General features: G+C 58.6%; 18 protein-coding genes. 14 read left to right on the top strand and 4 right to left on the bottom strand.

The annotated features are described in order from the left end of the window. The first annotated feature begins 248 nt into the window (after nt 1-248). The 5 genes from folD (at nt 249) to G7090_RS05620 (ending at nt 4,749) form a co-directional block, all read left to right on the top strand. Complete coding sequence (gene folD / locus G7090_RS05640; RefSeq protein WP_166181774.1) at nt 249-1,115, top strand: bifunctional methylenetetrahydrofolate dehydrogenase/methenyltetrahydrofolate cyclohydrolase FolD; 867 nt, start codon at nt 249-251, stop codon at nt 1,113-1,115. Between the two features lies 1 nt (nt 1,116). Then, complete coding sequence (ybcJ, locus tag G7090_RS05635) at nt 1,117-1,329, top strand: ribosome-associated protein YbcJ (RefSeq protein ID WP_023334767.1); 213 nt, start codon at nt 1,117-1,119, stop codon at nt 1,327-1,329. Nucleotides 1,330-1,565: 236 nt separating this feature from the next. Beyond that, the gene (locus G7090_RS05630) at nt 1,566-3,065 is read left to right on the top strand and encodes a PTS transporter subunit EIIC (protein WP_166181773.1); all 1,500 of its coding nucleotides are present in this window, start codon (nt 1,566-1,568) and stop codon (nt 3,063-3,065) included. A 73-nt stretch (nt 3,066-3,138) separates the two neighbouring features. Beyond that, on the top strand, nt 3,139-4,155 hold the full coding sequence (gene malI, locus G7090_RS05625) for a Mal regulon transcriptional regulator MalI (protein ID WP_166181772.1): 1,017 nt from the start codon (nt 3,139-3,141) through the stop codon (nt 4,153-4,155). Nucleotides 4,156-4,227: 72 nt separating this feature from the next. Next, nucleotides 4,228-4,749: a metal-dependent hydrolase gene (locus G7090_RS05620; protein WP_166181771.1), complete on the top strand. Its 522-nt coding sequence runs from the start codon at nt 4,228-4,230 to the stop codon at nt 4,747-4,749. Between the two features lie 81 nt (nt 4,750-4,830). On the opposite strand, the gene cysS is transcribed toward G7090_RS05620, so the two are convergent. Further along, entirely contained in the window at nt 4,831-6,216 is a 1,386-nt protein-coding gene (cysS, locus tag G7090_RS05615; protein WP_166181770.1) for a cysteine--tRNA ligase, read from the bottom strand. Nucleotides 6,217-6,514: 298 nt separating this feature from the next. Here cysS and ppiB point away from each other — a divergent pair, with 298 nt between their 5' ends. The 7 genes from ppiB to mnmH all read left to right on the top strand — a co-directional run bounded on the left by ppiB (nt 6,515) and on the right by mnmH (nt 11,240). Further along, nucleotides 6,515-7,009, top strand: a complete 495-nt coding sequence (gene ppiB, locus G7090_RS05610; protein WP_106992224.1) for a peptidylprolyl isomerase B — start codon at nt 6,515-6,517, stop codon at nt 7,007-7,009. 3 nt (nt 7,010-7,012) lie between these two features. After that, a complete protein-coding gene (gene lpxH / locus G7090_RS05605) occupies nt 7,013-7,735 on the top strand; it encodes a UDP-2,3-diacylglucosamine diphosphatase (RefSeq protein ID WP_166181769.1) in 723 nt (240 codons plus the stop codon). A 144-nt stretch (nt 7,736-7,879) separates the two neighbouring features. Beyond that, nucleotides 7,880-8,089, top strand: coding sequence for a YdgH/BhsA/McbA-like domain containing protein (locus G7090_RS05600; RefSeq protein WP_106992222.1), 210 nt, complete (start codon nt 7,880-7,882; stop codon nt 8,087-8,089). A 70-nt stretch (nt 8,090-8,159) separates the two neighbouring features. Then, on the top strand, nt 8,160-8,348 hold the full coding sequence (locus G7090_RS05595) for a hypothetical protein (RefSeq protein WP_166181768.1): 189 nt from the start codon (nt 8,160-8,162) through the stop codon (nt 8,346-8,348). A gap of 173 nt (nt 8,349-8,521) precedes the next feature. Continuing rightward, nucleotides 8,522-9,031 (top strand): 5-(carboxyamino)imidazole ribonucleotide mutase, encoded by a 510-nt coding sequence (purE, locus tag G7090_RS05590; protein WP_032616904.1) that lies wholly within the window; start codon nt 8,522-8,524, stop codon nt 9,029-9,031. After that, entirely contained in the window at nt 9,028-10,095 is a 1,068-nt protein-coding gene (purK, locus tag G7090_RS05585) for a 5-(carboxyamino)imidazole ribonucleotide synthase (RefSeq protein ID WP_166181767.1), read from the top strand. The genes purE and purK overlap by 4 nt, the downstream gene beginning before the upstream one ends. 74 nt (nt 10,096-10,169) lie before the next feature. After that, nucleotides 10,170-11,240, top strand: coding sequence for a tRNA 2-selenouridine(34) synthase MnmH (gene mnmH / locus G7090_RS05580; RefSeq protein ID WP_166181766.1), 1,071 nt, complete (start codon nt 10,170-10,172; stop codon nt 11,238-11,240). An 88-nt stretch (nt 11,241-11,328) separates the two neighbouring features. Here the strand turns inward: mnmH and G7090_RS05575 are convergent, their stop codons facing one another. The 3 genes from G7090_RS05575 to ybbA all read right to left on the bottom strand — a co-directional run bounded on the left by G7090_RS05575 (nt 11,329) and on the right by ybbA (nt 15,754). Beyond that, complete coding sequence (locus tag G7090_RS05575; protein WP_166181765.1) at nt 11,329-12,474, bottom strand: porin; 1,146 nt, start codon at nt 12,472-12,474, stop codon at nt 11,329-11,331. A 182-nt stretch (nt 12,475-12,656) separates the two neighbouring features. Continuing rightward, nucleotides 12,657-15,071: a putative ABC transporter permease subunit YbbP gene (ybbP, locus tag G7090_RS05570; protein WP_106992217.1), complete on the bottom strand. Its 2,415-nt coding sequence runs from the start codon at nt 15,069-15,071 to the stop codon at nt 12,657-12,659. Then, nucleotides 15,068-15,754 (bottom strand): putative ABC transporter ATP-binding protein YbbA, encoded by a 687-nt coding sequence (ybbA, locus tag G7090_RS05565; RefSeq protein WP_166181764.1) that lies wholly within the window; start codon nt 15,752-15,754, stop codon nt 15,068-15,070. Before ybbA ends, ybbP begins: the two co-directional genes overlap by 4 nt. On the opposite strand from ybbA, the gene tesA reads away from it, so the two are divergent. Together tesA and G7090_RS05555 are read left to right on the top strand one after the other, a co-directional pair. Beyond that, the gene (gene tesA / locus G7090_RS05560; RefSeq protein WP_166181763.1) at nt 15,722-16,354 is read left to right on the top strand and encodes a multifunctional acyl-CoA thioesterase I/protease I/lysophospholipase L1; all 633 of its coding nucleotides are present in this window, start codon (nt 15,722-15,724) and stop codon (nt 16,352-16,354) included. The two genes, ybbA and tesA, sit on opposite strands and share 33 nt — an antisense overlap. After that, nucleotides 16,344-17,153, top strand: coding sequence for an SDR family oxidoreductase (locus G7090_RS05555; RefSeq protein WP_166181762.1), 810 nt, complete (start codon nt 16,344-16,346; stop codon nt 17,151-17,153). The genes tesA and G7090_RS05555 overlap by 11 nt, the downstream gene beginning before the upstream one ends. Nucleotides 17,154-17,160: the final 7 nt, after the last annotated feature.

The raw sequence follows: 17,160 nt of genomic DNA, 5'->3' as shown, positions 1-17,160 counted from the left end.
TGATGCATTATTTTGGACGTGGCTAAAGTAGCCCAGGAATAAAGCGGTGAATATGCCCAAATACTGCCAGTTAACCCGGTTACCTCCTAAAATCGCCTAAGAAAGTACCCATCCCGAATGCGGGGTTATCGGGGGTGCGCGGCAGGGGAATGGTGAAATCTCGCAAAGTGTGACTGACATCAGCCCTCGCTTCTGACAAAATATGCGCAATCCCCCTTTCATACCTTACAGATGGAATCTTCTCTCTGATGGCAGCAAAGATTATTGACGGTAAAACGATTGCGCAGCAGGTGCGCTCTGAGGTTGCGGAAAAAGTGAAGGCGCGTACAGCGGCCGGAAAACGCGCCCCCGGGCTGGCCGTTGTGCTGGTCGGCAGCAACCCGGCATCGCAAATTTATGTCGGCAGCAAGCGTAAAGCCTGCGAAGAGGTGGGCTTTCTCTCCCGCTCATACGATCTGCCGGAAACCACTTCCGAAGCAGAGCTGCTGGAGCTGATTGATACCCTGAACGCTGATAGCGCGATCGACGGCATTCTGGTCCAGCTGCCGCTGCCTGCGGGCATCGACAACGTGAAGGTGCTGGAACGTATTGCGCCAGACAAAGACGTGGACGGTTTCCATCCGTACAACGTTGGCCGTCTGTGCCAGCGTGCGCCACGCCTGCGTCCGTGCACCCCGCGCGGCATCGTAACCCTGCTGGAGCGTTATAACATCGACACCTACGGCCTGAACGCCGTGGTGATTGGCGCGTCCAATATCGTGGGTCGCCCGATGAGCATGGAGCTGCTGCTGGCTGGCTGCACCACCACCGTCACCCACCGCTTTACCAAAAACCTGCGTCAGCACGTCGAAAATGCCGACCTGCTGATCGTGGCCGTGGGCAAACCGGGCTTTATTCCGGGCGAGTGGATCAAGGAAGGGGCGATTGTCGTGGACGTGGGGATTAACCGTCTGGAGAGCGGCAAAGTGGTAGGCGATGTGGTGTACGAAGATGCCGCTGCCCGCGCCTCTTATATCACCCCGGTTCCGGGCGGCGTTGGTCCGATGACCGTCGCTACACTGATTCAGAATACTTTGCAGGCGTGCGAAGAGTATCACGACGTAGAGGAAGCGTAAGATGGCCACTTTTTCATTAGGTAAACACCCGCACGTTGAGCTGTGCGATCTGCTGAAGCTCGAAGGCTGGAGCGAGAGCGGCGCCCAGGCCAAGATCGTCATTGCTGACGGTCTGGTTAAAGTGGATGGCGTGGTAGAGACCCGCAAGCGCTGCAAGATTGTTGCCGGTCAGACCGTAAGTTTTGAAGGTCAGAGCGTGACCGTTACGGCCTGAGTCGTCTGATGCCCGGCGGCGCTTCGCTTGCCGGGCCTACAACCCCCTCCTCTCCAATCCCTCACACCTATCACGGTTAATTATCGATCAACTTCAAATAATCACTATTTCATCTGTTGAAATGTGAAAATTAAGTTGCGCGAATTTCAGGCTTTCATCACGATAAGTAGAACGTTCTACTAAAACGTTCTACTCACTATAACAGCGCTCACAGAGCGCACTCGGGGGAAATCAGCATGAGTCTGATATCAGGGTTTGTTAAATCGTTGTCGAAATTATCGATGATTGGTCGCGCCTTAATGCTGCCGATCTCACTGCTTCCCGCTGCAGGCCTGCTGTTGGCCTTCGGGGATAAGTTCCACCTGCCGCTGATGATGAACGCGGGCGGCGTCATTTTTGATAACCTGCCGATGCTGTTTGCCATCGGTTCGGCCGTGGGACTGGCATCCGAATCCGGGATCGCGGCGCTGTCGGCGGCGGTGGCGGTGTTTGTCACCAACATCACCATCGGCACCGTACTCGGCATTACGCCGGAGATGGCCTCCCAGGGCGGGAAATACGCCATGGTGGTGGGCATCCCGACGCTGCAGATGGGGGTCTTTGGCGGCCTGCTGTGCGGTATCCTCGCCGCCTGGTGTTATAACCGCTTCCACACCATGCAGTTGCCGGAATTCCTTGGCTTCTTCTCCGGGAAGCGTTTTGTCGCCATTGCCACGGCGTTCCTGTCGTTCCTGATGGGCCTGCTCCTGCCGTACATCTGGCAACATATCCAGGCCGGTATCGACGCCCTGTCGGTAGTGGTTAACGGCGATAACCAGGCGGCATCGACCTTTATCTTTGGTCTGGTGGAACGTGCGCTGATCCCGCTGGGTCTGCACCACATCTGGTATCCGTCGTTCTGGTATTCGTTCGGGGATTACACCACCCAGGCGGGCCAGGTGATCCACGGCGACCAGACTATCTGGTTCAAAATGCTGGAAGAAGGCACCAAATCCTTCAGCAGCGACACCTACCAGAACGCCGGTAAGTTCATGCAGGGCGAGTTCCCGCTGATGCTGTTCGCGCTGCCTGCGGCCTGTCTGGCGATGTACCACGAAGCGCACACCAAAAACAAAAAGATCGCGGCCGGGATCCTGTTCTCTGCGGCACTGACCTGCTTCCTGACCGGGATCACCGAGCCGGTAGAGTTCACCTTTATCTTCGTGGCGCCGATCCTCTACGTCTTTAACGCCATCATGGCGGGCCTGGCATACATGACCATGTACCTGATGCATGCCCATATCGCCAAATCCTTCTCCGCCGGCTTTATCGACTACCTGTCATTCGGGATCCTGCCGTCGTTTAACGGCTACCAGACCAACTTCCTCAATGCCATTATCATCGGTATCCCGATGGCGCTGATCTACTACTTCACCTTCCGCTTTGTGATCCGTCGTTTCGACGTGAAAACCCCGGGCCGTACCGAAGTGACGGCTAATGCGGATGATAAAACCGACACCGAAATCGCCACAGAAATCATCGGCCTGCTCGGCGGGGCGCAGAACATCGACTCCGTCGGCTCCTGCATCACCCGTCTGCGTCTGGAAGTGGCGAAGAGCGAGATGGTGGATAAAGACGGTCTGAACGGCCTCGGCGCACGCGGCGTGGTCTTCGTCGGCGACTCCGGCATTCAGGTTATCTTTGGCGCCAGGGCGCAGTTTATCGCCCAAACGATGTCCACCATGATCGGTAAATAATAAGCTGCCTGACCGACACGTCTCCTGTATCTTACGGGAGACGTTGTCTTATCAGGCATTTCAGGGAGAAGATGTGAAGAAGGTCAGCATCATTGATGTCGCCAGAGAGGCAGGGGTTTCCGTCTCCACCGTCTCGCTGGTTTTGCGTCAGAAAGGAAAGATCTCCGAGGCGACGATCGACAAAGTCAACGCCGCCATCACCGCCCTGGGCTACGTGCATAACGTCGCCGCTGCCAACCTCCGCGCCAACACCTCTAATCTTATCGGTCTGATCCTGCGCGACTTCAGCGACAGCTTTTCCATCAAGGTGATGGCGAGCATCGTCCAGGAGCTGGAGAAGCAGGGTTATATGGTTTTTCTCGGCCAGCCGCTGAACGATGGCGAACATCTTGAGCGCTGCCTGCTCTCTTTTAAGCAGCAGGGCGTTGCCGGGGTGATCTATCTGGCGTCTGACACTCGCCATGCTGCGCTTCCGGCGTTAATCCGTCAGTGTCCGCTGCCGCTGGTGGCGGTGTCGCAGTCGCTGCTGGATGAAAACTGCAATCTGGTGATGCGCGATAACCGCCAGGCGGCGCATCTGGCCACCCGCTATCTGATTGAGCGCGGCCATCGCCATATCGCCTACCTCGGCGGCAGGGAAGGCGATCTGATCCGCGAACAGCGTCTGCTCGGTTTTCGCAGCGCGATGACGCAAAACGGGCTGGTGTTCCGGGATGAATCCGCTCCCGCCTGCAGCGACGATACGCGGGCGGTGAGTTTCGCCACCCGGCAGCTGCTGGAGAAAAACAACACCATCACCGCCCTGCTCTGCCACTCGCCGGATGCGATGATCGGCTCCATCTCGGGTATTCACCACGTGGGCCGCACGGTCGGCAAAGATGTGTTTTTGACCCAGCAGGTGGCGCTGGTAGGGTTTGAGGATATGCTGCACGTCAACCTTACCTCGCCGTCCTTTACCTATGTCTCCTCCGCCAGCGAAGAGACGGGCCGTCAGGCAGCGGGGCTGATGATCCGCAAGCTGAAAGAGCCTGAACTGCAAACCCAGCGCATTACCCTGTCGGGACAGCTGATCGCCCGGGAGTCGGCGTAATTCAGATTTACGCCCGGCTCTGCGTTTAGCCGCGCTCTGCTATATTTCCATGATTTGCCATGGATAATTGTTATGCCAACCATCATTACCCACGCCGCGGTACCGATTTGCCTGGGCTTAGGGCTGGGCACCCGGGTTATTCCCCCTCGCCTGCTGTTTGCCGGGATTGTCCTCGCCATGCTGCCGGATGCCGACGTGCTGTCGTTTAAGTTCGGCGTCGCCTACGGCAATATTTTTGGTCATCGCGGCTTTACCCACTCCCTGCTGTTCGCTTTTGTGGTGCCGTTACTCTGCGCGTTAGTCGCCCGACGATGGTTCAGGGCCGGCCTGATACGCTGCTGGCTGTTTTTAACGGTATCGCTGCTGTCACACAGCCTGCTGGACTCGGTGACGACGGGTGGGAAAGGGGTCGGCTGGCTGTGGCCGTGGTCGGATGAACGCTTCTTTGCGCCCTGGCAGGTGATCAAGGTCGCGCCCTTTGCGCTGTCGCGCTACACCACGCCTTACGGGCATCAGGTGATTCTTTCGGAACTGCTGTGGGTGTGGTTGCCGGGAGTGGTGCTGATGGGGTTGTTGTGGTGGAAACGGCGGTAAAAGAAAAGCCGGGTGGCGCTGCGCTTACCCGGCCTACGTTCTATTCCCTCTCCCCTATGGGGTGAGGGTTAGGGTGAGGGGTTATTTACGGCGCCAGGTGGTGCCCTGCGGGCCATCTTCAAGGATGATCCCCATCTCGGTGAGACGGTTACGCGCGGCATCGGCTGCGGCCCAGTCTTTCGCCTGACGGGCTTCCAGACGGGCTTTGATCAGCGCTTCAATCTCCGCCACTTCGCCATCATCCGCCTGAGCACCGCTCTGGAGGAACAGTTCCGGCACCTGCTCCAGCAGACCCAGCACGCCAGCCAGCTTACGCATATGGGAGGCCAGCGCGTTAGCGGCATGGGCATCTTCGCCTTTCAGGCGGTTCACTTCACGGGCCATATCAAACAGCGCCGAGTAGGCTTCCGGGGTGTTGAAGTCGTCGTTCATCGCCTCGACAAAACGGGCTTCGAACGCCTCGCCACCGGCCGCCGCTACGGAAGTGTCGGTTCCGCGCAGGGCGGTGTACAGACGCTCCAGGGCGGAACGCGCCTGCTTGAGGTTCTCTTCGCTGTAGTTCAGCTGGCTGCGATAGTGGCCAGACATCAGGAAGTAGCGGATAGTTTCGGCATCGTAATACTTCAGCACGTCGCGCACGGTGAAGAAGTTGCCCAGCGATTTGGACATCTTCTCGCGGTCAATCATCACCATCCCGGAGTGCATCCAGTAGTTCACATACTCGCCGTCGTGGGCGCAGGTGGACTGGGCGATTTCGTTTTCATGGTGCGGGAACATCAGGTCTGAACCGCCGCCGTGAATGTCGAAGTGGTTACCCAGCTGTTTGCAGTTCATGGCCGAACATTCGATATGCCAGCCTGGACGGCCCGCGCCCCACGGCGATGGCCAGCTTGGCTCGCCCTCTTTGGACATCTTCCACAGCACGAAATCCATCGGGTTACGCTTCACGTCCACCACGTCCACGCGCGCCCCGGCCTGGAGCTGATCCAGGTCCTGACGGGAGAGCTGGCCGTAGTGCGGATCGGTCGGGACGTCGAACATCACGTCGCCGTTGTCCGCCACGTAGGCGTGACCTTTGGCAATCAGCTGTTCGGTGATCTCAATGATCTCAGGGATATGGTGCGTGGCACGCGGCTCGAGGTCCGGGCGCAGGATATTCAGCGCATCAAAATCCTTGTGCATTTCGGCAATCATGCGATCGACTAACGCGACGAAGTTTTCACCGTTCTCGTTAGCACGCTTGATAATTTTGTCGTCGATATCGGTGATATTGCGTACATACTTAAGGTTGTACCCGAGGAAACGCAAATAGCGTGACACCACGTCGAAGGCGACGAAGGTACGGCCATGGCCGATATGGCAGAGATCGTAAACGGTAATACCACACACGTACATGCCGACTTCCCCGGCATGAATAGGTTTGAATTCCTCTTTTTGGCGCGTCAGTGTGTTGAAGATTTTTAACATCGAAGATTCCATGTGAGACGTGTGTGGGTGAAAACGGCATATTCTACACGCAAAATCATTTAAGTTGCATCAAGGCGGCAAGCGAAGAAATCCCCGGGAGCATAGATAACTATGTGACCGGGGTTTCTGAACGCAGCCAACGATGAGGCAGCTTAAAGGATGAGGCGTGTACCCGTAATTCAAACGCGAAGCAGCACACAATGCAAGGTGATCGCGCCGTGAGGTTATGCTATAACAAGCGCTTATTGTGGCCCCCCGCGGGGTCGAAGCACCACTATAAACGGAACAGGATGCAAAAATGGTTACTTTCCACACTAATCATGGCGATATCGTAATCAAGACCTTTGATGACAAAGCGCCTGAAACAGTTAAAAACTTCCTGGACTACTGCCGCGAAGGTTTCTACAACAACACCATTTTCCACCGTGTTATTAACGGTTTCATGATTCAGGGCGGCGGTTTTGAGCCTGGCATGAACCAGAAAGAGACCAAAGCGGCGATCAAAAACGAAGCCAACAACGGTCTGAAAAACACCCGTGGTACGCTGGCAATGGCCCGTACTCAGGCTCCGCACTCTGCAACCGCGCAGTTCTTCATCAACGTGGCAGACAACGACTTCCTGAACTTCTCCGGCGAAAGCCTGCAGGGTTGGGGCTACTGCGTGTTCGCAGAAGTGGTTGAAGGCATGGACGTTGTTGAGAAGATCAAAGGCGTTTCTACCGGCCGCAGCGGTATGCACCAGGACGTTCCAAAAGAAGACGTAGTGATCACAAGCGTGACCGTCAGCGAATAATTCGTGGCGACACTCTTTATTGCAGATCTGCATCTGCAAACAGAAGAACCGGCGATCACCGCCGGTTTTCTGCGTTTTTTACAGGGTGAAGCCCGGCATGCCGATGCGCTTTACATCCTCGGGGATCTGTTCGAAGCCTGGATTGGCGATGACGATCCCAACCCGCTGCACCGCGAAATAGCGAGTGCGCTTAAAACGCTGGTTGATTCCGGCGTCCCCTGCTTCTTTATCCATGGCAACCGCGACTTTCTGATCGGCAAGCGCTTTGCCCGTGAAAGCGGCATGACCCTGCTGGCGGAAGAGACCGTCCTCGACCTGTATGGCCGCCGCGTGCTGATTATGCATGGCGACACCCTCTGCACCGACGATACCGGCTATCTGGCGTTCCGCGCCAAAGTGCATACCCCCTGGATCCAGACCCTGTTTCTCGCCCTGCCGCTGTTTATCCGCAGCCGCATTGCGGCGAAGATGCGCGCCGGCAGTAAAGCCGCCAACAGCAGCAAATCGATGACCATCATGGACGTCAATCCGCAGGCGGTCGTCAGCGTGATGGAGAAACATCAGGTGCAGTGGCTGATCCACGGCCATACCCATCGCCCGGACGTGCACGATCTGACCGTCAACGGCGGGCCCGCTCACCGCGTGGTGTTAGGGGCCTGGCACACCGAAGGCTCGATGATCAAGGTCACGCCCGAAGGCGTGGAGCTGATCGCTTTCCCGTTCTGAATTCACCCGCCTGAAAATCATTCAATTTTTTTGAATAGTATCGGCAAATTGTTTTGATTTTAATCACACTCTGGTCGGCCTATGATTACTCACATCAGGGCAACAACGCCCTACCCCAAACAAAATCATTTAAGGAATACGACCATGAAATCCATCAAAACTTTCGTTGCAGTTGCCGCACTTTCTCTGATCTCTTTCGGTTCTTTCGCTCAGAGCGTCAGCGCTACCGCCTCTACCCTGGACCGTGCCGAAGCGCAAATTGCCGCCCAGGCCGCTAAAGAAGGCGCCGCGTACAAAATCACCAGCGCCCAGTTCGACAACCGCGTGCACATGACCGCTGAACTGACTAAATAATTTAACTGATTGCCGTGCCGCCAGATAAGAGCCCAGCGACAGCGATAATACGATGAAGAAGGAAAAGAGAATGAAAAATATCAGCATCGTCAGCGCCCTGCTGCTGGCCGCTTCACTGTCATCTGGCGCAATGGCTGCAGAGCATTACGTCTCCATGCCGGAGGCCGGGTCGAATATCGACACCAGGTTCCAGCAGAATCATATTGATGTGAACCATGCCTTCGACAAAGAGAACCTGACCGCAGGCAATCTCCTGTAACGATGGCGTAAGCCTCCTGTGAAAAGACCGCCGAAAGGCGGTTTTTTTGTTCCTGCAACAGATGGACGTTGGCAGAAGTTTTAGCCGCGCAACCGTTTTCCTTGCCTGGCTATCGTGCTATTCTCTGTCACCTCAAAAGCCGAGAATTGAGCACCACAGGAGTTTTAAGACGCATGTCTTCCAGCAATAATCCGGCGCGTGTCGCCATCGTGATGGGGTCCAAAAGCGACTGGGCTACCATGCAGTTCGCCGCCGAAATCTTTGACATCCTGAACGTTCCTCACCACGTTGAAGTGGTCTCCGCACACCGCACCCCCGATAAACTGTTCAGCTTCGCCGAAGGCGCAGAAGAGAACGGCTATCAGGTGATTATTGCCGGTGCCGGCGGGGCCGCGCATCTGCCCGGCATGATTGCCGCCAAAACCCTGGTGCCGGTGCTCGGCGTCCCGGTACAAAGCGCTGCCCTGAGCGGCGTCGATAGCCTCTACTCCATCGTGCAGATGCCGCGCGGCATTCCGGTGGGGACACTGGCGATTGGTAAAGCCGGTGCCGCTAACGCTGCTCTGCTTGCCGCACAGATCCTCGCCACTCATGATAAAGAACTGCATCAGCGCCTGGTCGCGTGGCGTACCGCCCAGACCGACGAGGTACTGGAGAACCCGGACCCGCGAGGTGCGGCATGAAACAGGTTTGCGTCCTCGGTAACGGTCAGTTAGGCCGCATGCTGCGTCAGGCCGGTGAACCACTGGGGATCGCCGTCTGGCCGGTCGGGCTGGACGATGAACCCGAAGCCGTGCCCTTCCAGCAGAGCGTCATTACCGCAGAGATTGAGCGCTGGCCGGAAACTGCCCTCACCCGGGAGCTGGCTCGCCATAACGCCTTCGTTAACCGCGATGTCTTCCCGATCATCGCCGACCGTCTGACGCAAAAGCAGCTGTTCGACGATCTGCACCTTGCCACCGCGCCGTGGCAGTTGCTGACCGAGAAAGGCCAGTGGTCCGGCGTGTTTGCCACTCTGGGTGAGCTGGCAATCGTCAAGCGCCGCGTCGGCGGCTACGACGGACGCGGCCAGTGGCGTCTGCGCGACGGTGAAACCGACCAGTTGCCGGATGAGTGCTACGGCGAGTGCATCGTTGAGCAGGGGATTAACTTCAGCGGCGAAGTGTCGCTGGTAGGTGCCCGCGGCCACGACGGCAGCACGGTCTTTTATCCCCTGACCCACAACCTGCATCAGGACGGCATTCTGCGCACCAGCGTGGTCTTCCCGCAGGCCAATGCGGCTCAGCAGGCGCAGGCCGAAGGTATGCTCTCGGCGATTATGCAGGAGCTGGGCTACGTCGGCGTAATGGCGATGGAGTGCTTTGTCACCCCGGATGGCCTGCTGATCAACGAGCTGGCCCCGCGCGTGCATAACAGCGGCCACTGGACGCAAAACGGTGCCTCCATCAACCAGTTTGAGCTGCACCTGCGCGCCATTACCGGGTTGCCGCTGCCGCAGCCGGTGGTCAACAGCCCGTCGGTGATGATCAACCTGATCGGTACCGATCTGAACTACGACTGGCTGAATCTGCCCTTGGTGCATCTGCACTGGTATGACAAAGAGGTTCGTCCGGGGCGCAAAGTCGGCCACCTCAACCTGAACGACAGCGATATTTCTCGCCTGAGCGCAACGCTCGACGCCATTGTGCCTTTGCTGCCGCCGGAGTACGCCAGCGGTATCGCCTGGGCGCAGTCCACGCTGAGCTAAGCCCCACCGCCGGGGAGTTGCTATTCCCCTTCCCCGGCGTAAAATCCTGCCCATCGCTGTTTTGAGGGATCCTTATGAACGATGGGACGGACTACCGCGCCATTCTTACTTCCGACACGCCAGTAATTGACGTGCGTGCCCCCGTGGAATTTGCCCAGGGCGCCATGCCTGCGGCTATCAACCTGCCGTTAATGAATGACGACGAACGCGCCGCCGTGGGCACCTGCTATAAACGCCAGGGGCCGGAGGCGGCGCTTGCGCTCGGCCATCGGCTGGTGAGCGGCGAGACGCGCAATCAGCGCCTCGAGGCCTGGCGCACCGCCTGCCTCGCGCAACCCCAGGGCTATCTCTGTTGCGCCCGGGGCGGGCAGCGCTCGCATATCGTGCAGGCGTGGCTAAAAGAGGCTGGCGTCGATTACCCGCTGATCCGCGGGGGCTACAAAGCCCTGCGCCAGGCGGCAATACAGGCTACCGTCGAGCAGGTGCAAAAACCGACCGTGCTGATTGGCGGCTGTACCGGCAGCGGCAAAACGCTGCTGGTGAAGGCCCGGCCTGACGGGATTGACCTCGAAGGGCTGGCGCACCATCGCGGTTCGTCGTTTGGCCGCACGCTGACGCCGCAGCTTTCGCAGGCCAGCTTTGAAAACCATCTCGCGGTGGAGCTGTTAAAGAAAGACGCCGCGCGCTGGGTGCTGGAAGACGAGGGACGGATGATTGGCTCTAACCATCTGCCGGAGTGCCTGCGTGACCGCATGGTGCAGTCGCCGATTGCGGTGGTGGAAGATCCGTTCGAGGTGCGCCTGGAGCGTCTGCAGGAAGAGTATTTCGAGCAGATGTGGCAGGCTTTTCGCACTGCGCGGGGCGAAGAGGCGGGCTGGATTGAGTACGGTGAGTACCTGCACCACGGTCTGTTTGCCATCCGCCGTCGGCTGGGATTACAGCGTTTTGCTGAATTAACCGCCCTGCTGGATAGCGCGCTCGTCGCGCAACAGCGCACAGGTGATACCGAAGCGCACTTTAGCTGGCTGGCACCGCTGCTGAATGATTATTACGACCCGATGTATCGCTTTCAGCTGGAGAAGAAGGCGGACAAGATTGTTTATCGCGGGACGTTTGAGGATGTAGCTGGCTGGCTGAGTCGTTGAAAAAAGCCGGATGCGCTAACGCTTATCCGGCCTACATATTCTACCCGACTATCCCCTCTCCCTTTCAGGGAGAGGGTTAGGGTGAGGGTTAGAAGTCGTAACGCAGACGCACCAGGTTCATATCGCCCAGATCGTCGGTGCTGGAGGTGAACACGTGCTCATAATCCACACGGAAACCGTAATCCAGCTGGAAGCTGATACCCACGCCGTTGTCGATGCGCTGGTAGTTGCGGCCATTCATGGTTTCAATGCGATCGCCCATGAAGTAAGGCTGGATGGATTTCACCGCATACTGGCCAATCGGGAATTTATAGCCCGCAAAGTACTCAATCCCCCACGCATCGCCCGCGAAGTAGTCATTTACTGACACTTTTTTGCTGGTCATAAAGTTCTGATACCAGCCGCCGCCTGCGGAGAAGGTCCAGTTGTCCGGGGTCCAGCTCAGCGCGGTACCGAGGATGTTCTGATCCCAGGACTTGCTGTCGCCGTTATCCGGGTTACGCATGTCGGCACGGGTGTAGTTCCAGGCCGCGCCCCAGGTCAGGTCGGTGGTCAGACGATAATCCACACCCAGCGAGCCGCCGCCTTTACGCTTGTAACGCAGGCCGTTGCCCGGCAGATATTCGCTGTCTTCGAACAGGTAAGAGGCGTAGATGTCCGCATCGCCGAGGGTTTTCTTGTACTTCAGCATCTGGCGTGAACGGTAAGAGCCGTCGTAGTCGCCGTTGATGCCGTTACCCGGTGCCTGGCCGATCATGTCGTAGTCCCAGATATCGGTTTTCGCGCCCACCACATCATAGTAAACGCTGTTCTGCTGGCCGAAGGTCAGAGTACCCCAGGTGTCGCTTTTCAGGCCGGTGTAGAGCATACGGCGGGAGGTGTCGTGCGCGCCGTCGGCATGGTGATTGTCCCAGTTGAACTGGGCCGGAATGTTCACGCCCAGCTCGTAATAGCTGATCCAGCTGATGTCATCAAAAAGGTAGTAATCTGCTGCGAAACGGAAGCGGCTGCCGCCGTCAAAGCCGTTACGCTTGTAGCTGTTCTTGCCGTCGTCGCCAGTCATGTTCTGGAACTGAGGACGGATACTGCCGCCCACGGTGAAATTCAGACGGCTCAGCGGGTCGCCCGCCTGCGGATCTTGTTTCAGTACGGTGATTTCAGCCTGGGATGCAAAAGACGCCAACGCCACTGCTGCGCCGATCGTTACCGCCAGCGCTTTTTTAGTTATGGTCATTATTTTTCCTTGATAGACACACTGCCATTTATTTAACAGGTGAATATTAACCAGGATTAATCCGTCCGTGTTGCCCGGTTTTTAATGATTTGTGCCACTAAAACCCAAGGAATTATCTTTTTATGCTACTTAAGTGGAATGCGCCGGTATATTAACCGGCGCGTAATGATTGCGGAGGGGAATTAACCGGAGAACTGACGGAACAGAGCTTTGCCTTTCAGTAAACGAGCACCCAGCCAGCCACCGCATAGCGAGAGCATCACCGCCCCGCAGAGCGGCAGGATCACCCACAGCCGCCAGTCCGGCTCCCACGGGAAGTCGAACACCCGGGTCTGCAGCACCGCCAGCGCGGTTTCAGCCCCAATGGCCGCCACCAGGCCAGCCACCAGCCCCAGCAGGGCAAACTCGCTCCACAGGGTAGTGCGCAGCAGCTTTTTGCCCGCCCCCAGGGTGCGGTAGACCACCAGCTCCTGATGACGCTGACGCATCCCGACCTGCACCTGAGCCAGCAGCAACAGCACGCCGCAAATCGTCACCAGTACCACCATGACCTCCAGCGCCCGGCTCACCTGCTCCAGCACCTGCCCGACCTGTTTAAGGATCGCGCCGATATCCAGCAGGCTGATGGTCGGGAACTCGCGGTTAAGCTGCGTGAGCATGCCGTTGCCGTTCTCCCAGCGGAAGCTGGTCAGCCAGCTCTGGGGCTGCCCGTCCAGCGCTCCGACCGGGAAGATAAAGAAGAAGTTCGGTCGCAGGCTCTCCCAGTCAACCTTGCGCAGGCTGGTGACCTTAGCGCTGAAGTCCTGGGTATCGCCGGTGAAGGTCACCGTATCCCCCAGCCCGACGTTGAGGCGTTTCGCCAGCCCCTCCTCCATCGACACCTCCCCCGCTTTCGGCGGCCAGCTGCCGGCGGTGATCGGGTTATGGTCCGGGCGTTTATCCTGCCAGGTCAGATTGAGTTCGCGGTTAAGCGATTCATCCTTGTTGCCCTCGGTCGTCTGGCCGTTAATCTGAGTCAGACGCGCCCGCACGATGGGGTAGTACGACTCCGGGATAATCTGGTGCTCCGCGAGGAATTCTTTCAGCGGCGCGATCTGCTCCGGAGCGATGTTGATCAGGAAATAGTTCGGGCTCTCTGGCGGGAGTTGCTGTTGCCAGCGATCCAGCAGGTCGCCGCGCAGCACCAGCAGCAGCGCCAGCAGCATGAACGACAGCGAAAACGCCGACAGCTGGCTGAGGGTCGACCACGGCTGGCGCAGCAGGCGGTTCACCGCCAGACGCACCGGCAGGGATTTCACCGTCAGCCCTTTCAGAACGCTGAGCAGCATCCAGCCCAGCACGCCGCACAGCAGCGCCAGCACTACCGCCCCGGCCAGTACCGCCCACAGCAGCATGCTGCCGCCCATCAGCCAGGCGAGCAGCGCCACCACTACCGCGACAATAACCGGCAGGTAAAACTTAAGCGGCCAGACGCTGGCGACCACATCCCGACGCAGGACGCGCAGGGGCTGGGTTGCCAGCAGCAGGCGATACGGGCGCAGCCCCACCAGCAGGGAGATAACGATCATCGCCCCGATGGCCCACAGCCACGGCCAGAGGCTGGCAGGTGGCAGGGCGGCAGGCAGCACCGGCTTGAGCAGCACCATCAGTACTTTTTCAAACAGCAGCCCCATTGCCCCGCCGGTGATGGCAGAGAGGGCAAGCACCATCAGCCACTGGCCGACGATCAGCTTGCGCAGCTGCGCCCGGCCCGCTCCCAGGGTTTTGAGGATCGCCACCAGGTCGTAGCGGCTGCGGCAGTAGTGGCCCATCGCCACCGCCACCGCCGCTACCGCCAGCAGCAGGGTCAGCAGCGCCGAGAGCAGCAGGAACTGCTGGGATCGCTCCAGCGACTTGCCGAGCGCGCCCTCCTCCTGCTCCATCCCGGACCAGCGATGCTCCGGCTTCAGCTGCGGCAGGAGCCACTTCTCGTAACTCGCTAATTGTGCGGGCGTGCCGCCAAACTTAATGCGCCAGGTGACGCGACTCCCGGGCTGTACCGCCCCGGTGTTGGCCACATCCGCGGTGTTCATCAGCAGGCGCGGCGCCATCTGGAAGGGGTTAAATCCGGAATCGGGTTCCTGAACCACCTCCCCGGCAATTTTCAGGGTGGCATCGCCGACGTCGATGCTGTCACCGGTTTTTAAATTCAGCAGCGCCATCAGACGCGAGGCCAGCAGCACCGTGCCCGGGGCCGGTTTCAGGCCCGGCGGGGTGGTCTGCAAATCGCCGTACAGCGGATAGAGATTATCGACGGCCTTTACGCTCGCCAGCTGCGGGGTGTCGGCGGCAAAGGTCATGGTCTGGAAGCTCAGCTGCTCGCTGACCTTCAGTCCCGCTTTTCTCGCCTCATCAAGCCACGCCTGCGGCACCTCGCGGGAGCTGCGCAGCGTCCGGTCCCCGGCCATAAACTCACGGCTCTGCTGGCTGAGCCCCTTTTCCATCCGATCGCTGACGCTGCCGAGGGCCAGCACGCAGGCCACCGCCAGGCTTAACGCCAGCCAGACGATGAGCAGCGAGGGGGAGCGCCATTCGCGCCAGAACCAGCGGGCAATCATGCTTCCTCCCGCAATTCACCGTTCACCAAACGCAAGCGACGATCGCAGCGGGCCGCCAGCTGGGGGTCATGGGTGACGAGGATCAGCGTGGTGCCGTGCTCGCGGTTCAGGGAAAAGAGCAGATCGGCAATTTTATCCCCGGTCTGGCGATCGAGGTTGCCGGTAGGTTCATCGGCAAAGAGCACGTCCGGGCGGCCGTTAAATGCCCGGGCCAGCGCCACGCGCTGCTGCTCCCCGCCGGAAAGTTGCGCCGGAAGGTGATCGAGGCGTTTGCCCAGCCCCAGCTGCTCCAGCAGCGCTTTGGCTCCTGCCCGGCTCTGGCCGGTACTTTCGCCGCGCAGCAGCCCCGGCAGCTCGACGTTCTCCAGCGCATTGAGAGTGGGGATCAACATAAACGACTGGAAAACAAAGCCTATGTGCTTCGCGCGCAGGGCGGCGCGCGCCTCTTCATCAAGCGCATGCAGCGGTTGCCCGACCAGGTTGACCTCACCGCTGCTGCCGTCATCCAGACCGGCAAGGATCGCCAGCAGGGTGGATTTGCCGGAACCCGACTCACCAATCAGGGCGATGCTCTGCCCGCGTTTGACAATGAGTTCAACTCCGGTAAGGATGGAAAGCTCGTGCTCACCCTGACCCACGGACTTCTTAAGATGATGAACTTCAACAATGTTTTCCGCTGGCATTTGCCCTTCCTGTTTCTGATTCTGATTCTGATGACATTTCGCGCCGCGGCGGCGGACACGTTATTAATTCTGGGCGACAGCCTCAGCGCGGGCTACCGGATGGCGGCCAGTGCCGCCTGGCCTGCGCTGCTGAACGATAAATGGCAGACTAAAACGACCGTTATCAACGGCAGCATCAGCGGCGATACCTCGCAACAGGGGCTCTCGCGCCTGCCTGCCCTGCTGAAACAGCATCAGCCGCGCTGGGTGCTGGTGGAACTCGGCGGCAATGACGGTCTGCGCGGCTTCCAGCCTCAACAGACCGAACAGACCCTGCGCAAAATTTTGCAGGATATCCGCGCCGCCAATGCCCAGCCGCTGTTGATGCAAATTCGTCTGCCCGCCAACTACGGTCGTCGGTATAATGAAGCCTTCAGCGCGATATATCCGAAGCTTGCCAAAGAGTTCGATGTTCCGCTGCTGCCCTTTTTTATGGAAGAGGTCTACCTGAAACCGCAGTGGATGCAGGATGACGGTATTCACCCCAATCGGGACGCACAGCCGTTTATTGCCGACTGGATGGCAACCCGGCTGGCTCCCTTAGTTAAACATGACTCGTAATTCAGCGGAGATCCTGACAGGTAAAGTTATGCAAAAATCGGTCTTAATAACAGGATGTTCCAGCGGAATTGGCCTTGAAAGCGCCCTTGAACTGAAGCGTCAGGGATTCTGGGTGCTGGCCGCCTGCCGCAAACCCGAAGACGTTGAACGGATGAACGGGATGGGTTTTACCGGCGTATTGCTGGATCTGGATTGTACCGACAGCATTGAGCGCGCCGCCGAAGAGGTGATTGCCCTCACCCATAATCGTCTGTACGGGCTGTTTAATAATGCCGGTTTCGGCGTTTACGGTCCGCTGCAGACCGTCACCCGCCAGCAGCTTGAACAGCAATTTTCCGCCAACTTTTTTGGCGTCCACCAGCTCACCATGCGTCTGCTGCCCGCCATGCTGCCGCACGGCGAAGGGCGGATCGTGATGACCTCCTCGGTGATGGGGCTGATCTCCACGCCGGGACGCGGGGCTTACGCCGCCAGCAAATACGCCCTGGAAGCCTGGTCGGATGCGCTGCGCATGGAGTTGCGCCACAGCGGCATTAAGGTGAGCCTGATTGAGCCCGGCCCCATCCGCACCCGTTTTACCGACAACGTCAATCAGACCCAGGCCGACAAGCCGGTGGAAAACCCGGGTATTGCCGCACGTTTTACGCTCGGCCCGGAGGCGGTAGTCGCCAAAGTGCGCCATGCTTTTGAGAGCAAAAACCCTAAAATGCGTTATCCGGTCACCCTGGTGACCCATGCCGTCGGCCTGCTGAAGCGCCTGCTGCCCGGCCGGATGATGGACAAAATTTTACAGGGCTGAGTTGAAG

This window comes from Leclercia sp. 29361 (assembly GCF_011290365.1).
GTDB classification, from domain to species: Bacteria; Pseudomonadota; Gammaproteobacteria; order Enterobacterales; family Enterobacteriaceae; genus Enterobacter; species Enterobacter tamurae.
This window is presented reverse-complemented; position numbering and strand designations above follow the sequence as displayed.

Excerpts from the sequence above, each read along its gene's own strand:
- G7090_RS05555 (WP_166181762.1), top strand. The coding sequence starts at position 16,344 with ATGACTCGTAATTCAGCGGAGATCCTGACAGGTAAAGTTATGCAAAAA.
- ppiB (WP_106992224.1), top strand. The coding sequence starts at position 6,515 with ATGGTTACTTTCCACACTAATCATGGCGATATCGTAATCAAGACCTTT.
- G7090_RS05595 (WP_166181768.1), top strand. The coding sequence starts at position 8,160 with ATGAAAAATATCAGCATCGTCAGCGCCCTGCTGCTGGCCGCTTCACTG.
- G7090_RS05630 (WP_166181773.1), top strand. The coding sequence starts at position 1,566 with ATGAGTCTGATATCAGGGTTTGTTAAATCGTTGTCGAAATTATCGATG.
- folD (WP_166181774.1), top strand. The coding sequence starts at position 249 with ATGGCAGCAAAGATTATTGACGGTAAAACGATTGCGCAGCAGGTGCGC.
- cysS (WP_166181770.1), bottom strand. The coding sequence starts at position 6,216 with ATGTTAAAAATCTTCAACACACTGACGCGCCAAAAAGAGGAATTCAAA.
- purK (WP_166181767.1), top strand. The coding sequence starts at position 9,028 with ATGAAACAGGTTTGCGTCCTCGGTAACGGTCAGTTAGGCCGCATGCTG.
- mnmH (WP_166181766.1), top strand. The coding sequence starts at position 10,170 with ATGAACGATGGGACGGACTACCGCGCCATTCTTACTTCCGACACGCCA.
- G7090_RS05620 (WP_166181771.1), top strand. The coding sequence starts at position 4,228 with ATGCCAACCATCATTACCCACGCCGCGGTACCGATTTGCCTGGGCTTA.
- ybbP (WP_106992217.1), bottom strand. The coding sequence starts at position 15,071 with ATGATTGCCCGCTGGTTCTGGCGCGAATGGCGCTCCCCCTCGCTGCTC.
- purE (WP_032616904.1), top strand. The coding sequence starts at position 8,522 with ATGTCTTCCAGCAATAATCCGGCGCGTGTCGCCATCGTGATGGGGTCC.
- ybbA (WP_166181764.1), bottom strand. The coding sequence starts at position 15,754 with ATGCCAGCGGAAAACATTGTTGAAGTTCATCATCTTAAGAAGTCCGTG.
- G7090_RS05575 (WP_166181765.1), bottom strand. The coding sequence starts at position 12,474 with ATGACCATAACTAAAAAAGCGCTGGCGGTAACGATCGGCGCAGCAGTG.
- ybcJ (WP_023334767.1), top strand. The coding sequence starts at position 1,117 with ATGGCCACTTTTTCATTAGGTAAACACCCGCACGTTGAGCTGTGCGAT.
- G7090_RS05600 (WP_106992222.1), top strand. The coding sequence starts at position 7,880 with ATGAAATCCATCAAAACTTTCGTTGCAGTTGCCGCACTTTCTCTGATC.
- tesA (WP_166181763.1), top strand. The coding sequence starts at position 15,722 with ATGATGAACTTCAACAATGTTTTCCGCTGGCATTTGCCCTTCCTGTTT.